This is a genomic window from Janthinobacterium sp. PC23-8, from assembly GCF_002250505.1.
Taxonomy (GTDB): domain Bacteria; phylum Pseudomonadota; class Gammaproteobacteria; order Burkholderiales; family Burkholderiaceae_D; genus Janthinobacterium.
The window spans coordinates 255,578-277,256 of record NZ_NJGY01000004.1 but is presented as its reverse complement, the minus strand read 5'-3'; the positions used below and the strand labels follow the sequence as shown (position 1 = coordinate 277,256).

Sequence of the window (21,679 nt, the reverse complement as noted above, 5' to 3'; positions counted from 1 at the left end):
CGAGACCATATGAAACATTTGCGCAAACTCCATATACAAGTCATGCTCGCGCTGGCCCTGGCGGTCATCATGGGCCTGTTGTTCCCGACCCAGGCCATGGCCATGAAACCGCTGGGACAGGGCTTTATCGCCCTGCTCAAAATGATGCTTGCGCCTATCGTGTTCTGCACGCTGGTGCACGGCCTGGCCCAGGTGCAGGACATGGGCAAGCTGGGCCGCATGGGCTTCAAATCGCTGTTGTACTTCGAAGTCGTCAGCACCGTGGCGATGGTGGTGGGGCTGCTGGCCGTGAACCTGTTCCAGCCCGGCGCAGGTTTGCATGCGAGTAACCTGGCCGAGTCGCCCGAAGCGCTCAAGGCGACCTCGGCGGCGGGTGGCATTTCTGCCATCAGCTATCTGCTCAGCCTGATTCCGCACACGCTGGTCGACGCCTTTGCCAAGGGCGACATTATCCAGGTGCTGATCATTTCGGTGCTGTCCGGCCTGGCGCTGAACCGCGCCGTCGGACCCGACTCGGTGATCCTGCGCGGCATCGACGAGGCCCAGGCCGTGCTGTTCAAAATGCTCGCCTTCATCATGCGCCTGGCGCCGCTGGGCGCGTTCGGCGCCATGGCCGCCGCGATCGGCAGCTACGGCGGCGTCACCCTGCTGTATCTGCTCAAGCTGATCGCCGTCTATTACGGCGCCTCGCTGTTCTTCGTGTTCGCCATCCTGGGCAGCATCAGCATGTGCATCGGCCTGCCGTTCCTTGTGATTCTGCGCCTGATCCGCGATGAAATCCTGCTGGTGTTCGGCACGGCGTCGAGCGAGGTGGTGTTTCCCCGCCTGATCGAAAAGCTCAAGACGGCCGGTTGCGATGAAGTCGTGGTCGGGTTTGTCATGCCGGCTGGCTACAGCTTCAATCTGGACGGCACTTCGATCTACATGGCGATCGCCGTCGGCTTTATCGCCCAGGCCACCGATACCCCGTATTCGCTGGGCCAGCAGGCCGCCTTGCTGGCGCTGCTGAGCCTGACCTCGAAGGGCGGCACGACCGTCGCCGGCGGCGCGTTCATCAAGCTGGCGGCCACCCTGCAAACCGTGCGCAGCCTGCCCTTGGGCGGCCTGGGCCTGCTGTTTGGCATCGACCGGGTAATGGCGATCGCCACCGCCCTGACCAACGTGGTGGGCAACACCATGGCGGTGTTCGCCATCGCGCGCTGGGAAGGGGCCTTCGACGCCGCGCAGTTCAAGCAACTGACCGGCCATGCGCCGGGGCGCAGCCTGCTCAACGGCCCGCGCTCGCCGGCCGCCGACGGCCAGGTAGCGCAACCGGCCATCCCTGCCAAATAAATTGATCCATCACGAAAGGATACCCATCCATGTCCCGCCTCCCTCCCATCGACCCACAATTGCTGGACGCCGAACAGCGCGTCGTCTACGACGCCATCGCCAGCGGCCCCCGCAAGGGTGTGCGCGGCCCGCTGGCCGTCTGGCTGCGGCGCCCGAAGCTGGCCGACCGCGCCCAGGCGCTGGGCCGCTACTGCCGTTACGACAGCAGCCTGCCGCCACGGCTGTCCGAACTGGCGATCCTGATGTTGGGCAAATACTGGCTGGCCGAGTACGAGTGGGCGGCGCACAAGCCGTTTGCGCTCGAGGCCGGCCTGGCGCCGGCGATCATCGACGCCATCCGCGACGGCGCCGCGCCGCCCTTCGCCGCCGCCGACGAGGCCCTGGTGTACGCCTTCATCGGCCAGTTGCACCAGCAGCACCGCATCGACGACGCGCTGTATGCCGAAGCCGTCGCCCTGCTGGGCCAGGACGGCGTGGTCGACCTGGTCGGCATCGCCGGCTATTACACCCTGATCTCGATGACCATCAAGGTCTTCGAGGTGCCGCCACCGGCCGGCGTAGCGCCCGAGCTGCCGTCCCACACCGCATAACGCACAATCGATAAAGGAAACTTCATGAGCACCACGAACACTACGCCCGGCGGGCGCCTGCAGGACAAAGTCGCCATCGTCATCGGCGCCGGCTGCGTCGGACCCGGCTGGGGCAACGGCCGGGCGATCGCCGTCCTGTTCGCCCAGGCGGGCGCCCGCATTTTTGCCGTCGACAAGGATCTCGGCGCGATGGACGAGACGCTGCGCCGCATCGAAGAAGCCGGCGGCGACGTTACCCCGCATGCCTGCGACGTGACCGACAGCGCCGCCGTCGCGCGCATGGTGGAGCAGTGCCGGCAGACCTATGGCCGCGTCGATATCCTGGTCAACAACGTCGGCGGCTCGTCGCCGGGCGGCCCGGTGGCGCTCGACGAGGACAAATGGGATACGCAGATCGCGATCAACCTGAAAAGCGTGTACCTGACGTGCAAACACGTACTGCCGCTGATGGAGGCGCAAGGCGGCGGCGCGATCGTCAACACGGCGTCCACCTCGGGCATCCGCTGGACCGGTTCGGCGCAGGTGGCGTATGCGGCGAGCAAGGCCGGCGTGATCCAGTTGTCGCGCGTGGTGGCGGTGGAATATGCGTCCAGGGGCATCCGCGTCAATACCGTCGTGCCCGGCCAATTGCACACGCCGATGGTGGAAGCGCGCCTGGCGGGCCAGCGCGTCGGCGGCGACGTCAACAAATTGCTCGACAGCCGCCTCGCGCGCATCCCGCTCGGCTTCATGGGCGACGGCCGCGATACCGCCAATGCGGCCCTGTTCCTCGCCTCGGACGAAGCGCAGTTCATTACCGGCACCGAAATCATCGTCGATGGCGGCATGACCGCGCGGTGCGACTGACATGCGTCCCACCTTGCCCCTTGAGACGTGGGACTGCCACACGCATATTTACGGCCCCTGGGATCAATTTCCGCTGGCGCCCGATGCCGCGTATCACCCCGCCGCCGCGCCGTTCGCGGCCTTGCGCGGCAGCCACGCAGCGCTCGGCGTGACGCATGGCGTGCTGGTACAGGCGGCCTGCTACGGCGCCGATCACGGCGCCTTGCTGGCGGCGCTGGCGGGCAGCGGCGGGCACTATCGCGGCGTGGCGCTGGCCGACGTCGGGATTTCAGAGGCTGAACTGGCGCGGCTGCACGCCGGCGGCGTGCGCGGCGTGCGGTTCAACTTTCTCGGCCATCTGCCCGGCGAGCGCGATCCGCGGCGTTTGCGCGAGCTGGCCGAGCGCATCGCGCCCATGGGCTGGCACATCCTGCTGCACGGCCAGCCGCGCGAACTGGCGCCGGTGCTCGACGCCTTCGACGGCCTGGCGCTGCCGCTGGTGATCGATCACATGGCGCGCCTGAGCCCGGCCATGGCCGCCGACAGCGCCAGCCTCGCGCTGCTGGAACGGCATCTGGCGCAGCCCAATGGCTGGATCAAACTGTCGGGCGTCGACCGCATGATGGGCGGCGCCTCTGATGCCTGGGGCGGCGCCTTGCCGCTGCTGCGCCAGTTGATCGGCTGGGCGCCGCAGCGCTGCATCTGGGGCAGCGACTGGCCTCATCCGAATATCGCGGGCGCCGCACCAGAGGACGCCGCCCTGCTCGATTTTATCCTGGACGCCTGTGGCGATCAGGCAACGGCGCAGGCAGTGCTGAGTGATAACCCAAAACGCCTGTACGCCTGACCCCGGCGGCCTGCTGCCATGCGGCGGCAGGCCCGCCATTGACAAGTGAAGGAGCATCATGCGTAGCAAAATTGCAGCATTGAAAGCGATAACGATCGGCGTCGGCCTGTTGTTGGGCAGCACCGCCCAAGCCGCCGACATTCATGTCATCGCCACCGGCGCGCTCAAAGGCGCGTTTGAGCGGCTCACGCCCGCCTTTGAACAGGCCAGCGGCCACAAGCTGCTGATCGCCTGGGGGCCGTCGTACGGCAGTTCGCCCGACGCCATCCCGTCGCGCCTGAAAAGCAAGGAGCCGGTCGATGTGCTGATCATGGTCGGCGCGGCACTGGACAAGCATCTGCTCGATGGCCGCTTTATCGCCGGCAGCCGGGCCAATCTGGCCCAGTCGGGCGTCGGCGTCGGCGTGCGCAAAGGCGCGCCGCGGCCCGACATCAGCAGCGAGGCCGCGCTCAAGGCGGCGCTGCTGGCCGCGCCGTCGATCGGCTATTCGGAAGGCGCCAGCGGCGCCTATATTTCCGGCACCTTGCTCAAACAGATGGGGATTGCCGAGCAGGTGGCGGGCAAAACGCATCTGGTGCACGGCAAGGAACTGGTCGGTGAAGTCATCGCGCGCGGCGAAGTGGCGATCGGCCTGCAGCAGATCAGCGAACTGCGCGTGGTGCCCGGCGTCGACTATGTCGGCCCGCTGCCGGCGTCATTGCAAAAAATCAGCCTGATCTCGGCCGCCCTGGCGCGCGAGGCGTTTGATTCCGCGCCGGCCAGGGAACTGATGGCGTTCCTGGTCTCGCCCGCAGCGCAAACCATGTTGCTTGAAAGCGGCCTTGATCCGGTCGCGCCCCCGAAGTCCTGACCTTGTATTTTTCTAAACCTATAATATCCGAGACCTGATTATGAAAACCACTGTCCGTCAAATGATCCTTGCCCTTGCCGCCGTTACCATGGCTCCCGCCTTTGCCGCCGAGAGCGCGCCGCTCGAACACACGATGGTACAACGCGGCAATGTCCAGATCGAAGTGACCTCCCAGGGCAAAGGCCCGCTGATCGTCATCCTGCCTTCGCTGGGCCGCTCCGGCCGTGATTATGACGGCGTTGCCGCGCGCCTGGCCGAAGACGGCTTTCGCGTGTTGCGCCCCGAACCACGCGGCGTCGGCAAGAGCCGCGGACCGATGGAAAACCTGAGCGTGCATGATTTCGCGGCCGACGTGGCGGCGGTGGTGGAGCAGGCGCACCAGGGACCGGCGGTCGTGGTCGGCCACGCCTGGGGCAATTTCCCGGCCCGCCAGCTGGCCGCCGACCGGCCCGAGCTGGTAAAAGGCGTGGTGCTGGCCGCTGCCTCGGCCGGCAAGGTGCCGCCGGGTTCGACCGAGAAGCCGATCGGGCCGGAGATGCGCAAGGCGATCGATGGCGCCGGCGATCCCTCGCTGTCCGAAGCGCAGCGCCTGGAATACCTGCGCATCGCGTTTTTTGCGCCGGGCAACGATCCCAGGGTCTGGCTCAATGGCTGGCATGAGGAAACCCACCATGCGGAAGGCCACGCCCGCAACACCACGCTGGTGGACGATTACTTTGCCGCCGGCACCGCGCCCATCCTCGACCTGCAAGGCGAACATGACGCGGTGGCGCCGCGCCGCTTCTCCCAGGTCCTGAAAAACATGCTGGGCGACCGGGTCACGGTGGTGGTGATCCCGAATGCCGGCCACGCCATGGCGCCGGAACAGCCGGTGGCCATGGGCGACGCCATCGCCACGTTTGCGCGCCGCCTGTACGGCATGCGTTAAAAAAGGGGAGGGCGGCACAAGTGGCCGCATCCTCCCCCGCAGTCCCCACCTTTTCTAGAAACCCGTCACCACGGTCGTCATGTGTTCGACCTGTGGTGGCGCGGCAAAAAACTCTCCCACCAGCGCGCGCCAGGACTGGAATGCTTCGCTGCCGCGAAAATGCACGGTGTGGTCTTCCAGCGTATTCCAGCCCACCACCAGCCGATAGCCATCCGTATTCTCGATCGAGCGCTCCAGGCGCATCGAGATGCAGCCTTGCGCGCCTTTGAACAGCGGCACGGCGCGGGTGACGGCCGCTTCGAAGGCGGCGTGCGTATCGCTCTTGACCTGAATATGGGCAATTTCAAAAATCATGGTATTTCCACTGAAAGATTGAGGGAGCACAATGTTGCCATAACTTGCCGCTCTCTGCGCAGGCCTGGCGGCGGCTGGCTGTTGTGCAGTGCAACGTCATTGTTTGATAATGTTGGAAAAGACAGGCAAGCGGCCCCGATCGCAGTAAGATACGGGTAACGTGGGCAGGCGCACCTTGGTGGTGCATGGTTTTTTGACGATTACTTCATGGGAGAACCAAATGGCAGCGAAAAAAATTCTGTTTTTGACCGGCGATTTTGCGGAAGATTATGAAACGATGGTGCCTTTCCAGGCCTTGCTGATGCTGGGCCACACCGTGCACGCCGTCTGCCCTGGCAAGAAAAGCGGCGACACGATCAAGACGGCCATCCACGATTTCGAGGGCGACCAGACTTACACCGAAAAGCCGGGCCATCTGTTTGTGCTCAACGCCAGCTTCGACGAGGTGTCGCCAGACGACTACGATGCCTTGATGATCGCCGGTGGCCGCGCGCCCGAATACCTGCGCCTGAACGACAAGGTGATCGCTTGCGTGCGCCATTTTGCGCAAAGCGGCAAGCCGGTGGCCGCCGTTTGCCACGGCGCGCAATTGCTGGCCGCCGCCGATGTGATACGCGGCAAGCGCATTTCCGCCTACCCTGCCTGTGCGCCGGAGGTCAAGCTGGCCGGCGGCGAGTATGCCGACATTGCGGTGACCGATGCGGTCACCGACGGCCAGTTCGTCACGGCGCCGGCCTGGCCCGCGCATCCGGCCTGGCTGGCGCAATTCGTCACGCTGCTCGGTACCGAGATCCGCCTGTAATGTTGTTGCTCCCGGCGTGCCGCCGCGCCGGGACTTTTTGGATGAATCGATTCTGTCATGCATGTGCCGCGTAGCCCTTCCCCCCGCCGACAACTGCCCGCCTCGCGCTGGCGCCAGCGCCGCCTGGCCCAGGCGCCGGCCGCCCTGAGCGCCGCGCAGGAGCGGCAACTGGCGACCCTGCAAGCCATTTCCACCTTGCTGGCCGGGCAGCACGCCATCGATGCGCTGTGCCGCAGCTTTCTGCGCCATGTGATGGATTTCTCGGAAGCGGTGGGCGGCACCGTGCGCATCCTCGATCCGCATAACGACACCGTGCATATCGTGGTCCATGAAGGCATTTCGGACGCCATGCTCGAAGAAGAGCACTGCATGCGCAATCACGACTGCCTGTGCGGCGCGGCCGTGGCGCAGGGCGTGATCCAGATCCGCGACTTTCGCAAGGTCGAGGCCATCGAGCGCTTCCGCTGCCAGGAAGAAGGCTTCAGCGCGATTGCCGTGTTTCCCATCGTGGTGCGGGCGCAGCCGATCGGCAGTTTTTCCCTGCATTTTGTGAAAACCACGGTGCTGGGACAACAGCAGCACGACTGGCTGGCGACCCTGGGCCACAGCCTCGGCATCGCCATCGACAACCAGCGCCTGATCGCGCGTGAAAAGGAATTTGCCGTCGCGCGCGAACGCAGCCTGCTGGCCGAAGGCCTGCACGACAGCATCGCGCAAAGCCTCAATTTCATCAGCCTGCAGGTGCAGATGCTCGACGACTCCGTGCGACGCGGCGAGCTCGGTGAAGCGGCCGAAGTGCTGCCGCTGATGCGCATGGGCGTCGAGCAAAGCTACCAGGATGTGCGCGAATTGCTGGTCAATTTCCGCACGCGCTGGCATGGCAGCGACCTGGAAAGCAAGCTGGCCGAGGTGCTGGGCAAATTCGAACTGCAGACGGGCATCGCCAGCGCCTTGCAGATGACGGGCAACGGCGCGCCGCTGGCGCCCGAGCAGCAGCTGCAAGTGCTGTTCATCGTGCAGGAAGCGCTGTCGAATATCCGCAAGCATGCGCAGGCCGCCAGCGTGCAGGTCAGTGTCGACAATGGCCGCGATTTTTCGCTGCGCGTGCGCGACGATGGAGAAGGCTTTGCGGCCAATTTGCGCGACAGGAAAACGGAAGTGCAGATCGGCCTGCGCATCATGCAGGAAAGGGCCGAGCGGCTCGGTGCGCGCTTTGCCATCGACAGCACGCCAGGCGGCGGCACGACGATCTCGCTGGCCTTGCCGGAAGCACGGCGCCAGACGGCCTAACAGATAATCAGGTAACTCATCACAGTGAACGATACAATCAACGCACCCATCACCATCCTGCTGGTCGACGACCACACCTTGCTGCGCAGCGGCGTCAAGCTGCTGTTGCAGCGCAATCCACAATTCCAGGTGGTGGGCGAGGCGGCCAATGGCCTTGACGGCATTGCGCTGGCGGGCCAGTTGCAGCCCGACGTGGTGCTGATGGACCTGAACATGCCGGGCCTGTCGGGCGTCGACGCGCTGCGGCAGATTTTGCTGGAATGGCCCGCGATGGTGGTGCTGATGCTGACGGTGTCCGAGAACGCGGCCGACCTGGGCGCGGCCCTGCGTGCCGGTGCGCGCGGCTACCTGCTGAAAAATATCGAGGCCGAGCAGCTGGGCCAGGCGATTCTGCGCGCCGCCGCCGGCGAGTCCGTGATCGCCGACGCCATGACGGCCAAGCTGGTGTCGCAGTTTCGCAGCGGGCCAAGCTCGCCCGAAGCCGATTACGACAAGCTCACGCCGCGCGAACGCGAGGCGATGGCCTGCCTGGCGCAAGGGATGAGCAACAAGGAAATCGCGCGCCAGCTCGACGTGGCCGAAAGCACGGTCAAGATCCATGTGCAGAACATCCTGAAAAAGCTCAAGCTCAGCAGCCGGGTGCAGATCGCCGTATATGCGGTCGAGCGCAACCTGGGCAAGTAGCTGCGTGAACCAAAGGCGTAAAAATTGATCTGCATGCCGCTTTTGGCTAGTTACCCCTACTCCCTTTGACGTATGGTCTTGACCTTGGCCTCCCATTACACTTAGTTAATCGCTAATCCAATGAAGAGAGTGTCATGCATAAGGTCAACGTCGACGGCTTGTTGTCGAGCCAAGCTCTGTTTCGTCATATTTCCCCTTCGCAGCTCGAGCAATTGCGCCAGGATGTGGTGCGCGTCGAACTGGAAAAAGGCAAGGTCCTGTTCCGCAAGGGCGAAGTGCCCGAAGGCGCTTACGTGGTGGTGTTTGGCCTCGTCAAGCTGAGCGTGTTTTCGATGGAAGGCACCGACAAGGTACTGGAACTGATCCGCCCTGGCCAAAGCTTTGGCGAAGCCATGATCTTCCTCGACGAACCCTATCCTTTCTGCGCCGAAGCGCTTGAACACTGCCTGTTGCTGCGCATCCCGCCACACGCGCTGCTGCGCCTGCTGGACCAGTCGCCGCGCATCGCGCGCCAGATGATGAACAGCCTGTCGCACCACCTGATGGGCTTTATCCGCAACGTGGAACGCTGCTCGGTGCAGAACGCCACCCAGCGCGTGGTCGAATACCTGCTGCAGGCGTCGGACCAGCAGCGCTCGAACGAAGTCAAGCTGGACCTGAAGAAAAGCCTGCTGGCGTCGTTCCTTAACCTGGCGCCCGCTACCCTGTCGCGCGTGCTGCACCAGCTGACCGACCTGCGCCTGATCAAGGTCAGTGGCTCGCTGATCCAGATCGAGTCCGACGCCCTGAAAACCTATCGTCACGGCGCCACCACGGCGCTGCTGAATTAGGTCTTTTTTTTAAGCTTTTTCAGCCGGCAAGGTCAGGCGCCAGAACAACCAGGCGAGCAAGCTGACCGCCGCGCCCAGTGCGCATACCCCATGCCACCCTGCCAGCGCATACACGCTGGTGGCGGCGATTGCCCCCAGGCCACTGCCGACCGCATAAAACAGCATGTAGCACGCCACCAGACGGCTGTGCGCGTCGCTGTCGTGCCTGAAGATCAGGCTTTGGTTGGTCACGTGAATCGCCTGGCCGGCCAGGTCCAGCGCGACAATGCCGACGATCAAAGGCCATAACGCGCTGCCGGCAAACGCCAGAGGCAGCCACGACGCCAGCAACAGCAACAGTGCCGCGCCGGTGCTCCATTGCGCGCGGCCACGGTCTGCCATTGCCCCTGCGCGCGCCGCGCCCAGCGCCCCCGCCACGCCCACCAGCCCGAAAGCGCCGACGGCCGCGTGGCTGTAGCCTTGCGCGCTCAAAGGGAATACCAGCGCGCTCCAGAAAATGCTGAAGGCGGCAAACAGTAGCAGCGCCAGCACGCCGCGCACCTGCAGCACGCGGTTGCTTTTGAGCAGCTCAAGCATCGACGCGAGCAGGGCGCCGTAAGACAGTTTTCGCTGCAGCGGCACGGGTGGCGGCAGCATGCGCCACAGCAGCAACAGCAAGGCCAGCGACAAGACGGCCGACAACAGATAGACGGCGCGCCAGCCGGCCAGGTCGGTCACCAGGCCCGACAAGGTGCGCGCCAGCAGCAGGCCGATCACCACGCCGCCCTGGGCGGTACCGACCACGCGGCCCCGCTCATGGGCCGGCGCCACGCTGGCCGCATAGGCGATCAGCCCCTGCGTCATGGCCGTGCCCAGCAGCCCCACCAGCAGCATGCCGGCCAGCAGGGCGGCAGTCGAGGCGGCGCAGGCCAGCGCCGCCAGGCTCACGGCCAGCAGCAGCAGTTGCAGCAAAGTCAGAGTGCGCCGGTTCAGCATGTCGCCCAGCGGCACCACCAGCAGCAGCGCCAGCGCGCAGCCGGCCTGGGTGGCCGTGATCACCATGCCGCTGTCCGACCGGGACATGCCGAATTGCTGCGCCAGCGTGTCGAGCAGGGGCTGGGCGTAATACACATTGGCTACCGACAAGCCGGCGGCGCAGGCGAACAGCCAGACCAGCGGCCTGGAAACAGTGGAAATGGGAGAGCCGGTATCGCGCATAGGTATCCTGTAAAGTGGTTTTAAATTAAAACCAGTTGGAGTTTAGGCCGACAAGTTTTAAAATGCAACCACTCATTTCCGGAGATCCCTGATGGCCAAGCGCAAGAGTTTGCGGTCCGATTCCTGCCCCGTGGCGCGCGCGCTCGACGTGGTTGGCGAGCGCTGGGCGCTGCTGATCGTGCGCGACGCCTTCGGCGGCATGCGCCGCTTCGGCGAATTTCAAAAGAGCCTGGGGGTGGCGCGCAATATCCTGGCCGACCGCCTGCAGGGCCTGGTGGAAGAGGGCATCTTCACGGTTGCGCCAGCGTCCGACGGCACGGCCTACCAGGAATATGTGCTTGCGCCCAAGGGGCTGGCACTGTTTCCGGTGGTAGTTGGTTTGCGCCAGTGGGGCGAGGCGCAGCTGTTCGATCCGGGCGAAGCCCATTCCACCTTGCTTGAACGCGGCTCGGACGCGCCGCTGCGCGCGCTGCGGGTGCAGGCCGATGATGGCCGCGTGCTGCAGGCGGGCGACACGCAAGTACGCAAGGTAGCGCCATGACGCGGGTGGCGGTGATCGGCGGCGGCATCACGGGCGTGACCACCGCCTATGCGCTGGCCAGACGCGGCGCGGACGTGACCCTGATCGAGCGGCAGCGCTATGCGGCCATGGAAACCTCGTTTGCCAATGGCGGGCAATTGTCGGCCTCGCACGCGGAAGTGTGGAACCACCGCTACACGATCATGAACGCCCTGAAATGGATGGCCAGGTGCGATGCGCCGCTGCTGCTGCACCCGCGCCCAAGCTGGCACAAGCTGTCGTGGTTTGCCGAGTTTCTGGCCGCCATGCCGCACTACGAGCGCAACACGATCGCCACCGCGCGCATGGCGATTGCCGCGCGCGAGCACCTGTTTGCATGGGCGGCCGACGAAGCCATCGATTTTGACCACCGCCGCGCCGGCATCCTGCATGTCTACCGCGAACGCGCCGGCTTTGAACGGGCTGCCGGCGTGTCGCAGCTGCTGGCCAGAGCGGGTCTCGCGCGCCGCGCCGTCACGTTTGAAGAAATGCGCGCCATCGAGCCAACCCTGGCCGGCGAATTTTACGGCGGCTACTACACCGACAGCGATTCCACCGGCGACATCCACAAGTTTGCCACCGGCCTGGCCGAGGCTTGCCTGCGCCGTGGCGTGGCCTGCCGGTATGGCCAGTCGATCACCTCGTTACAGCGTGAAAGCGGCGGCGTGCGCGTCACGACGCAGGCCGCCAGCAGCGTATTCGACGTTGCGGTGATCTGCGCCGGCACGGCCAGCCGCGCCATGGCGGCCATGCTGGGCGACCATGTGAATGTGTATCCCGTCAAAGGCTATTCGATCACCGTGCACCTGGACGACGCCGCCAGCCGCGCGGCGGCGCCCACCGTCAGCCTGTTGGACGACGCCACCAAACTGGTCAGCAGCCGCCTGGGTGAAGATCGCCTGCGCGTGGCCGGCACGGCCGAATTCAATGGCGAGAACCGCGATATCCGCGCCGACCGCGTGGCGCCTTTGCTGCGCTGGGTCGAACAGCATTTCCCGCAGGTCAATACGCGGCGCGTGGTGCCCTGGGCCGGCCTGCGCCCGATGCTGCCGGCCATGCTGCCGAAAGTGGGGCCGGGCCAGGCCGCCGGCGTGTTTTATAACACCGGCCATGGCCATCTGGGCTGGACCCTGGCCGCCGCCACTGCCGAAATGGTCAGTGACGCCGTGACCAGGTTTTCGGCAAAACGTCGCTGAGTGCGGCGCGCTCCCGTGCAGCTCGCTCTTGTCGTCGAGCGCGCCGTCATCGTTGCTGCCATAGCCGACCGCCCTGCGATAGAACTTGAATCACCCTGCGCGCCGACCAGTCCTGGCAGGCGGCATGGCGGACAGGGGCAGCAAACAGAAAGCAAGGCGGTGCATCGATTTTCCTCAGGCGTTGAGCAAGCGCCGATGCTACAGGGCGCCCCGGCTTTCCTGCGCCACGATGGCCATCGCCGGCGCCAGATACGCGATCATCGCCGGTGTCACAAAGCTGCCCTGCAGCAGGCGCGGTTCCTGCTGGTGCGCCTGGCGAAATTTCAGCTGCGTGGCCGGGTCCGTGCCCGTATACGACTGGAACAGCTCGCGCCACTGCCGCGCCAGTGCCAGCACCGCCGGATCGTCTGGCGGCGTGTGGCTGTCAAGCGCCGCGCGCACGGCTGCGATCAGGGCCGGCCATTCTTTCGCGCGCTTGCCGTAGTTGGCCTGCAAATGCGCGTATTCGGCGTCGTCCAGGAAGGGGCGGTACAGCGCGATGCGCGAGGCGCCAAAGGCGCCCGTCACGAAGCGCATCAGGTCTTCGTCGATGCCGGTTTTTGCCTGCATGCCCGGCTCCTTTTCGTGCATGCTGTTCAAGCGCACAAACAGCCCAGGGTGGGCGTCGGTGTCGCGCACCAGCTTGACCATCCATTCGGTGCCCAGCGCCTGCGCTTGCGGCGCGGTGGCGGCGACACCCGCGTCCATCAGCGCGCGCACGCGCGCCACCAGTGTTTGCCATTCCTGTTCCACCGCCGTATCGGACAGCATCGGTAACTGCCGCACTTCGTCCTGCGTAAAATAGTTGTCGATCATGGTCATCTGCTCCATTGTGGTCAGCCAGTCGGCCAGTTCCGGTTCCTGCCCCTGTTCCAGTTGCGTTTGCAAGTCCAGCAGGCGTGCGCGCAGGCTGGTCGCCTGTGCCAGTTGCTGGTCCAGCATGGCGATCTGTTTTGCCACGATGGCGCACAAGGGCAAGTCGGAGCTGGCCAGTGAAGTTGCGATCTCGGCCAGCGACAGCCCGAACCTGCGCAGCGCCATGATCCGGTGCAGCCGGTCCATGTCGCCGCGCTGGTACAGGCGGTAGCCGGCCTGCGTGCGCGCCGAAGGCGAGAGCAGGCCGATGTTGTCGTAGTGGTGCAGGGTACGCACGGTCAAGCCCGTCAGCCTGGCCAGCTCGCCTATTTTCAACAGCATCATCGTTCTCCTTGTCTTCGGTGCATACCAACCACGATGGCGCCTGACGCTGCGTCAGGGTCAAGCAGGAATGTAGCAGAGGACGAAAAAAACTCGGCAAAAGAATCCGTTGACCCGCATTTTTTTGTACGGTATATTTATAAAACCGAACGACGGCTGCGGTAAAAGAAGCGCGTTCGGGCCACATGGAAACACGGAACAATCGTTGTGCGGCGCAGCAAGAAGCGCCATCGGCAGGACTGGAAAGACAATCCGCGCAGACGGATTTTTTTCACAGTTGGTTTGTACGTTAAATATAATATGCCAACCGGCAACGACCGGGTGGCGAGAGAGACGACCATGATGAAAAGTATCGTTTGCGATACGCCGGGCAGCTTGCGCATGGAGCAGCGGCCCGTGCCTGTCCCCGCCGGCGACGAAGTGCTGGTCCGCATACGCCGCATCGGCATCTGCGGCACCGACATGCATATCTTCCGCGGCACCCAGCCTTTCCTCAGTTACCCGCGCGTGATGGGCCACGAATTGTCCGGCCATATCGAAAGCGCGCCAGCCGGCTCGCGCCTGGCTGTCGGCGACCAGGTCTACGTGATGCCCTACCTGTCCTGCGGCACTTGCGTGGCCTGCCGCCAGGGCAAGACCAACTGCTGCACCCGCATCGAGGTGCTGGGCGTGCACCGCGACGGCGGCATGACCGAATACCTGGCGCTACCCGAACGCTTTGTCTTCAAGACCGAAGGCATCTCGCTCGACGACGCGGCCATGATCGAATTTCTCGCCATCGGCGCGCACGCCGTCAAGCGCGGCGCGGTCGATGCAGCCAGGCGCGTGCTGGTGGTGGGCGCCGGCCCGATCGGCATGGCGGTGATGCTGTTTTCGTCCCTGAAAGGCGCCGAGGTGACGGTGCTCGATGGCCGCGCCGACCGCCTGCAGTTCTGCCGCGACGCGCTGGGAATTAGCCGCACGGTGCAGCTGGGCGAGGGCGACAAGGAACAGTTGGCCGACGCCACCGATGGCGAGTTCTTCGACGTGGTGTTCGACGCCACCGGCAATATCGCCGCCATGGAGCGCGGCCTCGATTTCGTCGCCCACGGCGGCAGCTACGTACTGGTGTCCATCGTGCGCGACCGCCTGTCGTTTTCGGACCCCGAGTTCCACAAGCGCGAAACGACCTTGCTGGGCAGCCGCAACGCCACCGTCGACGATTTCGAGGAAGTGGTGGCGGCCATGAAGGCGGGCAAAGTGCCGACTGCGCTGCTCAACACGCACCGCACCACGCTGGACGAATTTACCAACGTGCTGGAGCACTGGATGCAGCCATCGACTGGCGTCATCAAGGCCATCGTCGAGGTCTGAGATGAACGATACCAATCACAATCCGCTGCATAATCCTATATTGCAGTTCGGCACCAGCCGCTTCCTGCAGGCGCATGCCGACCTGTTTGTCAGCGAAGCGGCGCAAACCGGCCAGGCGCTGGGCAAGATCACCATCGTGCAAACGACGAACAGCGCCCAGGGCGCGGCGCGGGTGGCGGCGTTTCGCCAGGCCGGCGGCTATCCGGTGCGCATCCGCGGCTGGCACGATGGCGCGCAGGTCGACGACGAGCGCCGCGTGCACGCCGTCACGCAAGCGTGGCAAACGGGCAGCGACTGGCAGCAGGTACGCGCGGCGGCCGTGGCCGCGCGCGTGATCATCTCGAATACCGGCGACAGCGGCTATCAGCTGTTTGAAGCCGATCATCCCGGCCTCGTCGATGGCGACGTGGCGCCACAGAGTTTTCCCGCCAAGTTGATGGTGCTGCTGCGTGACCGCTTTCTGGCGGGCGCGGAGGCGGTCACGATTTACCCGTGCGAACTGGTGGTCGACAACGGCACGGTGCTGCGCGAGCTGATCGTCAATCTGGCGCGGCAATGGCGGCTCGATGCCGGGTTTATCGCTTACCTGGAAACGGGCTGTGTGTGGATCAATTCACTGGTCGACCGCATCGTCTCGGAGCCCATCGAACCGATCGGCGCAGTGGCCGAACCGTATGCGCTATGGGCCATCGAAGCGCAAGCGGGCATGGTGCTGCCGTGCAGCCATGCGCAACTGGTGGTCACCGCCAGCCTGCGCGAATACGAGCAGCGCAAGCTGTTTTTGCTGAACCTGGGACACACGTATCTGGCGCAGCTGTGGCTGGAAAAAGGCAGCCCCGCCGCCATGACGGTGAAGGAAGCGATGCGCGATGGCGCCATGCCAGACGCGCTCGAATCGCTGTGGCAGGACGAAGTGCTGCCCGTGTTTGCCGCCATGGGCGCGCGCGAAGGCGCGGCCGCCACATCGTACCTGGCGCAGGTAAAGGAGCGCTTCAACAATCCGTTTCTGGCGCACCGCCTGGGCGACATCGCGCAGAACCATGGCGAAAAAATCGGCCGCCGCATGGCGCCCGTAGTGGCGCTGGCCCAGCAGCTTTGCCCAGGCCTGGCCCAGCCGCGCCTGCGCGCCATGATCGCGCAAGCAGTTCAACCAGGAGTACAAAAATGAGCACCCGGTCCGCATGCCGGCTTGACACGATATCGACTAAAATGGCCCACTTTCCCACTTTCCTTGTCGCCGACATAGCGAACACCCCCATCCATGTCAAAACCGGCCACCGTCTTCAAGCGCAGCACCAATCTGCTGTTGCAATTTCTCGCCGAGAATGTCGCAGTGGGCGAAATGCTGCCGACGGAGCAGTTCCTGACCACCATCTGCCAGGGCAGCCGCACGGCGATCCGCAGCGCGATTGCCTACTTGTCGACGCGGCGGCTGATCAGCAGCCCGGCCGAGCGGCGCTTGCTGAGGAAACCGATACCGGGCGACTACTTCGATATCGCCGAGCTGCAGTCGGGCGCGGAGCGCATCCAGCAGGTGCTGATGGAGCGCGTCTACCAGCGCGACATGCCGCCCGGCGCCGAGTTTTCGGAAGCCGAACTGGCGCGCGAGGCGGGCGCCAGTACCGTCAGCGTGCGCGAATTTCTGATCGGCTTTTCACGCTTCGGCCTGATCGAAAAGAAACCGCGCGGCGGCTGGCGCCTGTGCGCGTTCGACCGTTCGTTCGCCACCGAGCTGGCGGACATGCGGCGCATGTTCGAGATGGCGGCCGTGGAGCACTTCGCGCATCTGGCGCACGGCGATCCGGCGTATGCGGAACTGGCGCGGCTGATCAAACAGCACGAGAAGCTGGCGGCCAAGATCGACACGCGCCACAATGCGTTTCCGGCGCTGGACCGCGAGTTCCACACCTTCTTGATCGGCTTGCTCAACAACCGCTTCGCGCAGGGCTTTTACGATATCGTCTCGTTCGTGTTTCACTATCACTACCAGTGGGACAAGGGCGAGGAAAAGGGCCGCAACAAGTACGCAGTGCAGGAGCACCTGGCGATTTTGCGGGCGCTGGCCGAGCACGACATACCGAAAGCCCTGGACTGCATGAAGTCGCACTTGAATTCCTCGCGCAGCACCATGCTGGCGTCGATCGGCCTGCGCGAAAAACTGATGCAGTCGTAAGTCGCAGCGTTGGCGGGGAGGGTGCGCAATGAGCCACGCCACTCCCCTCTCCAATCCCGTTTCCAGCCTGCTGCTGATGTCGCCTGAAGACAACTGCATGATCGCCAGGACCGCGCTGGCCATCGGCGACATCGTCACCATCGACGGCGTGCCCGTCACCCTGACGCAAGCTATCCTGATCGGCCACAAGGTGGCGCGCCGCGCGCTGGCCGTCGGCGACAAGGTGCTGCGCTATGGCGCCCTGATCGGCAGCATCACGGCCCCCGTCGCCATCGGCGAGCATATCCATACGCACAACCTGGCCAGCGACTACATCCCCACGTTTACCCTGGGCCAGGACGGCCACCATTTCCTGGACAAGGACGCCAAACAATGAACGCTCCAACGACAACGCCGGCCCCGGCCCCGGCCCCGGCCCCGGTCCCGGTCCCGGTTCCGGCCCTCTCTGGCTACCTGCGCGCCGACGGCCGCAAGGGCATCCGCAATATCGTGGTGGTGGCCTATATGGTCGAATGCGCGCACCACGTGGCGCGCCTGATGGTCAACGCCTTTCCCGGCCAGCCGGTGCACCTGATCGGCTTTACGGGCTGCTTCCCCAACGAATACGCGGACCAGGTGATGCGCCGCCTGCTGACGCACCCGAACGTGGGCGCCGTGCTGCTGGTGTCGCTCGGCTGCGAAGGCTTCAACAAATATGGCCTGTCGAGCGCGGTAGCCGACAGCGACCGCCCCGTGCACACGATTACCATCCAGGAAAACAGCGGCACTCGCCCCAGCGTGAGCAGCGGCGTCGAGTGGATCAGCTGGGCGCTTGAGCACCTGGCGCAGCAGACCCGCGTGCCGATGGGCATCGATGAACTGGTGGTAGCCACCATCTGCGGCGGCTCCGACAGCACCAGCGGCATCAGCGCCAACCCGGCCGTGGGCGTGGCCTTCGACACCCTGATCGCCGCCGGCAGCCCGTGCATCTTTGAAGAGACTGGCGAACTGGTGGGCTGCGAATACCATATGCAGCGCCGTGCCGTCAGCCCGGACCTGGGCAACGCCATCGTCGAAACGGTGGCCAAGGCCGCGCGCTACTACACCATCATGGGCCACGGCAGCTTCTCGCCGGGCAACGCCGATGGCGGCCTCACCACGCAGGAAGAAAAGTCGCTGGGCGCCTACGCCAAGAGCGGATCGTCGCCAATTGTCGGCATCCTGAAGCCGGGCGACCAGCCGGCCGGCGGCGGCCTGTATCTGCTCGACGTGGTGCCCGACGGCGAGCCGCGCTTCGGCTTTCCGAACGTGTCGGACAACGCGGAAATCGTCGAACTGATTTCCTGCGGCGCCCATATCACCTTGTTTACCACCGGCCGCGGTTCGGTGGTCGGCTCGGCGATTTCGCCGGTGATCAAGGTCTGCGCCAATCCGCAAACCTTTGAACGCCTGTCCGACGACATGGATATCAATGCCGGCAAGATCCTGACCGGCGAAGCGAGCCTGGAAGAGGTGGGCGCCGAAATCGTTAGCGCCGTGCTGAACGTGGCCAACGGCGCCTTGAGCCGCTCGGAAGACCTGGGCCACCAGGAGTTCGTGCTGACCTATAAACAATTCGACGCGGTGGGGCCAGGCTGTTTCCCATTGCGCGCTGCCTGAACAAGAAAAAGCCATGGAGATTTCTGTATGAAAGTTGAACAGAGAAAAATCCTGCCGCGCGGCGGCCTGTCGCTGCCCTGCATCGGCATGGGCTGCGCCCCGCTCGGCGGCCTGTACCAGAGTGTCAGCGACGCGCAGGCGCGCGCCACCCTCGATGGCGCCTGGGAGGCCGGCGTGCGCTTTTTCGACACGGCCCCCTATTATGGCTACACCCGCTCCGAACACCGCCTGGGCGCGGCCCTGCGCGAGCGGCCACGCAATGAGTTCGTGATCAGCACCAAGGTCGGCCGGCTGATGCGGCCCGACGCTTCCGTGCGCCCCGGCGACGACGGCTTTGCCGCGCCGCTGCCGTTTCGCCCGCAGTATGACTACACCTACGACGGCGTGCTGCGCTCGCACGACGACAGCCTGCAGCGCCTTGGATTGGCGCGCATCGATATCCTGTTCGTGCACGATATCGGCAGCGTCACGCATGGCGAAAATGACGAACAATACTGGCGCCAGCTGATAGACGGCGGCGGCTTTCGCGCCCTCGACGAACTGCGCGCATCGGGCCAGGTCAGCGCCGTGGGCCTGGGCGTCAACGAATGCGAGATCGTGCTGCGTGCCATGGCCGAATTCGACCTCGACTGCACCTTGCTGGCGGGCCGCTACACCTTGCTGGAACAGGCTGCGCTGTCGCCGCTGCTGGACCTGTGCGCCGAGCGCGGCAACGCCATCGTGATCGGCGGCCCGTTCAATTCGGGCGTATTGGCCGGCAACGGCAAGTTCAATTATGCCGATGCGCCTGACGCCATCTTGCAAAAAGTGGCGCAGCTCGACGCCATCTGCCGCCAATTCCATGTGCCGCTGCCGGCCGCTGCCTTGCAGTTTCCGCTGGCCCATCCGGCTGTCGCCTCGTGCATTCCCGGCGGCCAGGACCTGGCGCAGCTGCGGCAAAACCTCGACTGGTTCGCTACATTGATACCGGACGCCTTGTGGACGGCATTGCAAGCTGCAGGCCTGATCGATGCGCGCGCGCCGGTGCCCCAGGGAGCCGCATGATGCGCATCGACGCCCATCAGCACTTCTGGCAACTGGCCCTGCGCGGCGGTGGCTGGCCGCCGCCTTCCCTGGGTGCCATTTACCACGATTTTGCCCCTGCCGACCTGGCGCCGCTGCTGGGGGCGCATGGCGTACAAGGCACGGTGCTGGTGCAGTCGCTGCCGTCCGAAGACGATACGCAGTTGCTGCTGGCGCTGGCCGAACAGAACAGCTTTATCCGCGCCGTGGTGGGCTGGACCGATTTGCTGGCGGTGGACGCACCGGCGGCGATTGCCCGCCTGGCAGCGAACAAGAAGCTGAAAGGCCTGCGGCCCATGCTGCAGGATATAAGCGACGAGCAGTGGATCGCCAACCCTGCGCTGGCGCCGGCCTTGACGGCCATGGTGGAACATGGCCTGCGCCTTGACGCGCTGGTGCTGCCGCGCCATCTGCCGGCGCTGCTGCAATGCGCGCGTGCTTTTCCAGGGCTCCCCATCGTCATCGACCATGCGGCCAAGCCGCCGATTGCCGATGCTCAATTTGGCCACTGGCGCGAGGACATGGCGCAGCTGGCCGCGCTGCCGAATGTGCATTGCAAGCTGTCCGGCCTGGTAACGGAAGCCAAACCTCGCTGGGCGGTGGAAGATTTGCAGCCGTATGTGGCGCATGTGCTGGACGTGTTTGGCGCTCAGCGCGTGATCTGGGGCAGCGATTGGCCGGTGGTGGATCTCGCCGGCGGCTACGGCGCCTGGCTGGCCGCCAGCGAGGCGCTGCTGGCGCACTTGGGTCAGCAGGACAGGAACGATATCTTCGGCCTTAACGCCCACCGTTTTTACCGCCTCGCTTAGGAACCGTCATGCAAACAATGGGCATGGTCATCGGCATCGCGCCGGACCGCATCGCCGAATATAAAACCCTGCACGCGGCCGTCTGGCCGCAGGTGCTGGAGCGGCTGGCGCAAGCGCACGTCAGGAACTATTCGATCTTCCTGCGCGAGCCGGAAAACCTGCTGTTCGGTTACTGGGAATACCACGGCGCCGATTTTGCAGCCGATATGGCGGCGATTGCCGAAGACCCCGAAACGCAGCGCTGGTGGACCTTCTGCGCACCGTGCCAGCAGCCGCTGGCCTCGCGCGCCGAAGGCGAGCACTGGGCGATGATGGAACACGTATTTCATATGGCATAAGCCCAAAAAAACAGGAGACAAAAAAATGACCGCCAGACTACAAGGCAAAACCGCACTGCTGACCGCCGCCGGCCAGGGCATCGGCCGCGCCACCGCCGAAGCTTTCGTGCGCGAAGGCGCGAGAGTGATCGCCACCGATATCAACCAGGCCCAGCTCGATGCCTTGAAAGAGGCGACCGGCTGCACCGTGCGCCTGCTCGACGTCACCGATGGCGCGGCCATCACTGCGCTGGTGAAAGAGATCGGCGCTGTCGATATCCTGTTCAACTGCGCCGGCTTCGTCGACGGCGGCACCATCCTCGACTGCGACGACGCGGCCTGGGACCGTTCCTTCGACATCAATGCGCGCTCCATGTACCGGCTGATGCGCGCCGTGTTGCCCGGCATGCTGGTCAAGGGCGCCGGCTCCATCGTCAATATGTCTTCCGTGGCGTCGAGCGTGAAGGGCGCGCCGAACCGCTTTATCTACGGCACCTCGAAGGCGGCCGTGGTGGGCATGACGAAATCGGTGGCGGCCGACTTTGTCACGCGCGGCATCCGCTGCAATGCGATCTGCCCCGGCACCATCGAGTCGCCGTCGCTCAATGAACGCATCGCCGCCCAGGCCGTAGCGACGGGCGTGAGCATCGATGAAGTGCAAGCGGCCTTTGTCGCGCGCCAGCCGATGGGCCGGGTCGGCAAGGCCGATGAAATCGCCGCGCTGGCCGTCTACCTGGCTTCCGACGAAGCCGCTTTTACCACCGGCATGACGCACGTCATCGACGGCGGCTGGTCCAATTAACTACA

General features: G+C 64.8%; 24 protein-coding genes. 21 read left to right on the top strand and 3 right to left on the bottom strand.

Annotation, left to right across the window (positions count from 1 at the left end):
• The first annotated feature begins 9 nt into the window (after nt 1-9).
• The 6 genes from CD932_RS24855 to CD932_RS24830 are packed head-to-tail and all read left to right on the top strand — an operon-like array spanning nt 10 to nt 5,372.
• Nucleotides 10-1,332 (top strand): cation:dicarboxylate symporter family transporter, encoded by a 1,323-nt coding sequence (locus CD932_RS24855; RefSeq protein WP_094445567.1) that lies wholly within the window; start codon nt 10-12, stop codon nt 1,330-1,332.
• 29 nt (nt 1,333-1,361) lie between these two features.
• On the top strand, nt 1,362-1,922 hold the full coding sequence (locus tag CD932_RS24850) for a carboxymuconolactone decarboxylase family protein (RefSeq protein ID WP_094445566.1): 561 nt from the start codon (nt 1,362-1,364) through the stop codon (nt 1,920-1,922).
• 24 nt (nt 1,923-1,946) lie between these two features.
• Nucleotides 1,947-2,768 carry an SDR family NAD(P)-dependent oxidoreductase gene (locus CD932_RS24845; protein WP_094445565.1) on the top strand — a complete coding sequence of 274 codons (822 nt, stop codon included), beginning with the start codon at nt 1,947-1,949 and terminating at the stop codon, nt 2,766-2,768.
• A 1-nt stretch (nt 2,769) separates the two neighbouring features.
• A complete protein-coding gene (locus CD932_RS24840) occupies nt 2,770-3,594 on the top strand; it encodes an amidohydrolase (protein ID WP_094445564.1) in 825 nt (274 codons plus the stop codon).
• Nucleotides 3,595-3,652: 58 nt separating this feature from the next.
• Nucleotides 3,653-4,444 carry a substrate-binding domain-containing protein gene (locus CD932_RS24835; RefSeq protein WP_094445563.1) on the top strand — a complete coding sequence of 264 codons (792 nt, stop codon included), beginning with the start codon at nt 3,653-3,655 and terminating at the stop codon, nt 4,442-4,444.
• A 40-nt stretch (nt 4,445-4,484) separates the two neighbouring features.
• Nucleotides 4,485-5,372 carry an alpha/beta fold hydrolase gene (locus CD932_RS24830; RefSeq protein ID WP_094445562.1) on the top strand — a complete coding sequence of 296 codons (888 nt, stop codon included), beginning with the start codon at nt 4,485-4,487 and terminating at the stop codon, nt 5,370-5,372.
• A 54-nt stretch (nt 5,373-5,426) separates the two neighbouring features.
• On the opposite strand, the gene CD932_RS24825 is transcribed toward CD932_RS24830, so the two are convergent.
• Nucleotides 5,427-5,726, bottom strand: a complete 300-nt coding sequence (locus tag CD932_RS24825; protein ID WP_094445561.1) for an antibiotic biosynthesis monooxygenase — start codon at nt 5,724-5,726, stop codon at nt 5,427-5,429.
• A gap of 220 nt (nt 5,727-5,946) precedes the next feature.
• On the opposite strand from CD932_RS24825, the gene CD932_RS24820 reads away from it, so the two are divergent.
• The 4 genes from CD932_RS24820 (at nt 5,947) to CD932_RS24805 (ending at nt 9,332) form a co-directional block, all read left to right on the top strand.
• Entirely contained in the window at nt 5,947-6,528 is a 582-nt protein-coding gene (locus CD932_RS24820) for a DJ-1/PfpI family protein (RefSeq protein WP_094445858.1), read from the top strand.
• A gap of 57 nt (nt 6,529-6,585) precedes the next feature.
• Nucleotides 6,586-7,818, top strand: coding sequence for an ATP-binding protein (locus CD932_RS24815; protein ID WP_094445560.1), 1,233 nt, complete (start codon nt 6,586-6,588; stop codon nt 7,816-7,818).
• Between the two features lie 24 nt (nt 7,819-7,842).
• Nucleotides 7,843-8,502 carry a response regulator gene (locus tag CD932_RS24810; RefSeq protein ID WP_254926758.1) on the top strand — a complete coding sequence of 220 codons (660 nt, stop codon included), beginning with the start codon at nt 7,843-7,845 and terminating at the stop codon, nt 8,500-8,502.
• Between the two features lie 134 nt (nt 8,503-8,636).
• Entirely contained in the window at nt 8,637-9,332 is a 696-nt protein-coding gene (locus tag CD932_RS24805) for a Crp/Fnr family transcriptional regulator (protein WP_094445559.1), read from the top strand.
• 9 nt (nt 9,333-9,341) lie between these two features.
• On the opposite strand, the gene CD932_RS24800 is transcribed toward CD932_RS24805, so the two are convergent.
• The gene (locus CD932_RS24800) at nt 9,342-10,529 is read right to left on the bottom strand and encodes an MFS transporter (protein ID WP_094445558.1); all 1,188 of its coding nucleotides are present in this window, start codon (nt 10,527-10,529) and stop codon (nt 9,342-9,344) included.
• 91 nt (nt 10,530-10,620) lie between these two features.
• On the opposite strand from CD932_RS24800, the gene CD932_RS24795 reads away from it, so the two are divergent.
• Complete coding sequence (locus CD932_RS24795; protein ID WP_094445557.1) at nt 10,621-11,070, top strand: helix-turn-helix domain-containing protein; 450 nt, start codon at nt 10,621-10,623, stop codon at nt 11,068-11,070.
• Nucleotides 11,067-12,284, top strand: coding sequence for a D-amino acid dehydrogenase (locus CD932_RS24790; protein ID WP_094445556.1), 1,218 nt, complete (start codon nt 11,067-11,069; stop codon nt 12,282-12,284). Before CD932_RS24795 ends, CD932_RS24790 begins: the two co-directional genes overlap by 4 nt.
• Before the next feature lie 198 nt (nt 12,285-12,482).
• On the opposite strand, the gene CD932_RS24785 is transcribed toward CD932_RS24790, so the two are convergent.
• A complete protein-coding gene (locus CD932_RS24785; RefSeq protein WP_094445856.1) occupies nt 12,483-13,520 on the bottom strand; it encodes a MerR family transcriptional regulator in 1,038 nt (345 codons plus the stop codon).
• A gap of 342 nt (nt 13,521-13,862) precedes the next feature.
• Here CD932_RS24785 and CD932_RS24780 point away from each other — a divergent pair, with 342 nt between their 5' ends.
• The 9 genes from CD932_RS24780 to CD932_RS24740 all read left to right on the top strand — a co-directional run bounded on the left by CD932_RS24780 (nt 13,863) and on the right by CD932_RS24740 (nt 21,674).
• Complete coding sequence (locus CD932_RS24780) at nt 13,863-14,873, top strand: zinc-binding alcohol dehydrogenase family protein (RefSeq protein ID WP_094445855.1); 1,011 nt, start codon at nt 13,863-13,865, stop codon at nt 14,871-14,873.
• Between the two features lies 1 nt (nt 14,874).
• On the top strand, nt 14,875-16,041 hold the full coding sequence (locus CD932_RS24775; RefSeq protein ID WP_094445555.1) for a D-mannonate oxidoreductase: 1,167 nt from the start codon (nt 14,875-14,877) through the stop codon (nt 16,039-16,041).
• A 93-nt stretch (nt 16,042-16,134) separates the two neighbouring features.
• The gene (locus CD932_RS24770) at nt 16,135-17,046 is read left to right on the top strand and encodes a GntR family transcriptional regulator (RefSeq protein ID WP_094445554.1); all 912 of its coding nucleotides are present in this window, start codon (nt 16,135-16,137) and stop codon (nt 17,044-17,046) included.
• Between the two features lie 28 nt (nt 17,047-17,074).
• On the top strand, nt 17,075-17,422 hold the full coding sequence (locus CD932_RS24765; RefSeq protein ID WP_094445553.1) for a UxaA family hydrolase: 348 nt from the start codon (nt 17,075-17,077) through the stop codon (nt 17,420-17,422).
• Nucleotides 17,419-18,684 (top strand): UxaA family hydrolase, encoded by a 1,266-nt coding sequence (locus CD932_RS24760; protein ID WP_094445552.1) that lies wholly within the window; start codon nt 17,419-17,421, stop codon nt 18,682-18,684. The genes CD932_RS24765 and CD932_RS24760 overlap by 4 nt, the downstream gene beginning before the upstream one ends.
• 27 nt (nt 18,685-18,711) lie before the next feature.
• On the top strand, nt 18,712-19,728 hold the full coding sequence (locus CD932_RS24755; protein WP_094445551.1) for an aldo/keto reductase: 1,017 nt from the start codon (nt 18,712-18,714) through the stop codon (nt 19,726-19,728).
• Nucleotides 19,725-20,555, top strand: coding sequence for an amidohydrolase (locus CD932_RS24750; RefSeq protein WP_217907367.1), 831 nt, complete (start codon nt 19,725-19,727; stop codon nt 20,553-20,555). The genes CD932_RS24755 and CD932_RS24750 overlap by 4 nt, the downstream gene beginning before the upstream one ends.
• A gap of 8 nt (nt 20,556-20,563) precedes the next feature.
• Complete coding sequence (locus tag CD932_RS24745; RefSeq protein WP_094445550.1) at nt 20,564-20,893, top strand: L-rhamnose mutarotase; 330 nt, start codon at nt 20,564-20,566, stop codon at nt 20,891-20,893.
• Between the two features lie 25 nt (nt 20,894-20,918).
• A complete protein-coding gene (locus tag CD932_RS24740) occupies nt 20,919-21,674 on the top strand; it encodes an SDR family oxidoreductase (protein WP_094445549.1) in 756 nt (251 codons plus the stop codon).
• Nucleotides 21,675-21,679: the final 5 nt, after the last annotated feature.

Bases quoted from the DNA above. Each gene is read 5' to 3' on its own strand.
- CD932_RS24855 (WP_094445567.1), top strand. From the start codon at position 10: ATGAAACATTTGCGCAAACTCCATATACAAGTCATGCTCGCGCTGGCC.
- CD932_RS24850 (WP_094445566.1), top strand. From the start codon at position 1,362: ATGTCCCGCCTCCCTCCCATCGACCCACAATTGCTGGACGCCGAACAG.
- CD932_RS24845 (WP_094445565.1), top strand. From the start codon at position 1,947: ATGAGCACCACGAACACTACGCCCGGCGGGCGCCTGCAGGACAAAGTC.
- CD932_RS24840 (WP_094445564.1), top strand. From the start codon at position 2,770: ATGCGTCCCACCTTGCCCCTTGAGACGTGGGACTGCCACACGCATATT.
- CD932_RS24835 (WP_094445563.1), top strand. From the start codon at position 3,653: ATGCGTAGCAAAATTGCAGCATTGAAAGCGATAACGATCGGCGTCGGC.
- CD932_RS24830 (WP_094445562.1), top strand. From the start codon at position 4,485: ATGAAAACCACTGTCCGTCAAATGATCCTTGCCCTTGCCGCCGTTACC.
- CD932_RS24825 (WP_094445561.1), bottom strand. From the start codon at position 5,726: ATGATTTTTGAAATTGCCCATATTCAGGTCAAGAGCGATACGCACGCC.
- CD932_RS24820 (WP_094445858.1), top strand. From the start codon at position 5,947: ATGGCAGCGAAAAAAATTCTGTTTTTGACCGGCGATTTTGCGGAAGAT.
- CD932_RS24815 (WP_094445560.1), top strand. From the start codon at position 6,586: ATGCATGTGCCGCGTAGCCCTTCCCCCCGCCGACAACTGCCCGCCTCG.
- CD932_RS24805 (WP_094445559.1), top strand. From the start codon at position 8,637: ATGCATAAGGTCAACGTCGACGGCTTGTTGTCGAGCCAAGCTCTGTTT.
- CD932_RS24800 (WP_094445558.1), bottom strand. From the start codon at position 10,529: ATGCGCGATACCGGCTCTCCCATTTCCACTGTTTCCAGGCCGCTGGTC.
- CD932_RS24795 (WP_094445557.1), top strand. From the start codon at position 10,621: ATGGCCAAGCGCAAGAGTTTGCGGTCCGATTCCTGCCCCGTGGCGCGC.
- CD932_RS24790 (WP_094445556.1), top strand. From the start codon at position 11,067: ATGACGCGGGTGGCGGTGATCGGCGGCGGCATCACGGGCGTGACCACC.
- CD932_RS24785 (WP_094445856.1), bottom strand. From the start codon at position 13,520: ATGCTGTTGAAAATAGGCGAGCTGGCCAGGCTGACGGGCTTGACCGTG.
- CD932_RS24780 (WP_094445855.1), top strand. From the start codon at position 13,863: ATGAAAAGTATCGTTTGCGATACGCCGGGCAGCTTGCGCATGGAGCAG.
- CD932_RS24775 (WP_094445555.1), top strand. From the start codon at position 14,875: ATGAACGATACCAATCACAATCCGCTGCATAATCCTATATTGCAGTTC.
- CD932_RS24770 (WP_094445554.1), top strand. From the start codon at position 16,135: ATGTCAAAACCGGCCACCGTCTTCAAGCGCAGCACCAATCTGCTGTTG.
- CD932_RS24765 (WP_094445553.1), top strand. From the start codon at position 17,075: ATGAGCCACGCCACTCCCCTCTCCAATCCCGTTTCCAGCCTGCTGCTG.
- CD932_RS24760 (WP_094445552.1), top strand. From the start codon at position 17,419: ATGAACGCTCCAACGACAACGCCGGCCCCGGCCCCGGCCCCGGCCCCG.
- CD932_RS24755 (WP_094445551.1), top strand. From the start codon at position 18,712: ATGAAAGTTGAACAGAGAAAAATCCTGCCGCGCGGCGGCCTGTCGCTG.
- CD932_RS24750 (WP_217907367.1), top strand. From the start codon at position 19,725: ATGATGCGCATCGACGCCCATCAGCACTTCTGGCAACTGGCCCTGCGC.
- CD932_RS24745 (WP_094445550.1), top strand. From the start codon at position 20,564: ATGCAAACAATGGGCATGGTCATCGGCATCGCGCCGGACCGCATCGCC.
- CD932_RS24740 (WP_094445549.1), top strand. From the start codon at position 20,919: ATGACCGCCAGACTACAAGGCAAAACCGCACTGCTGACCGCCGCCGGC.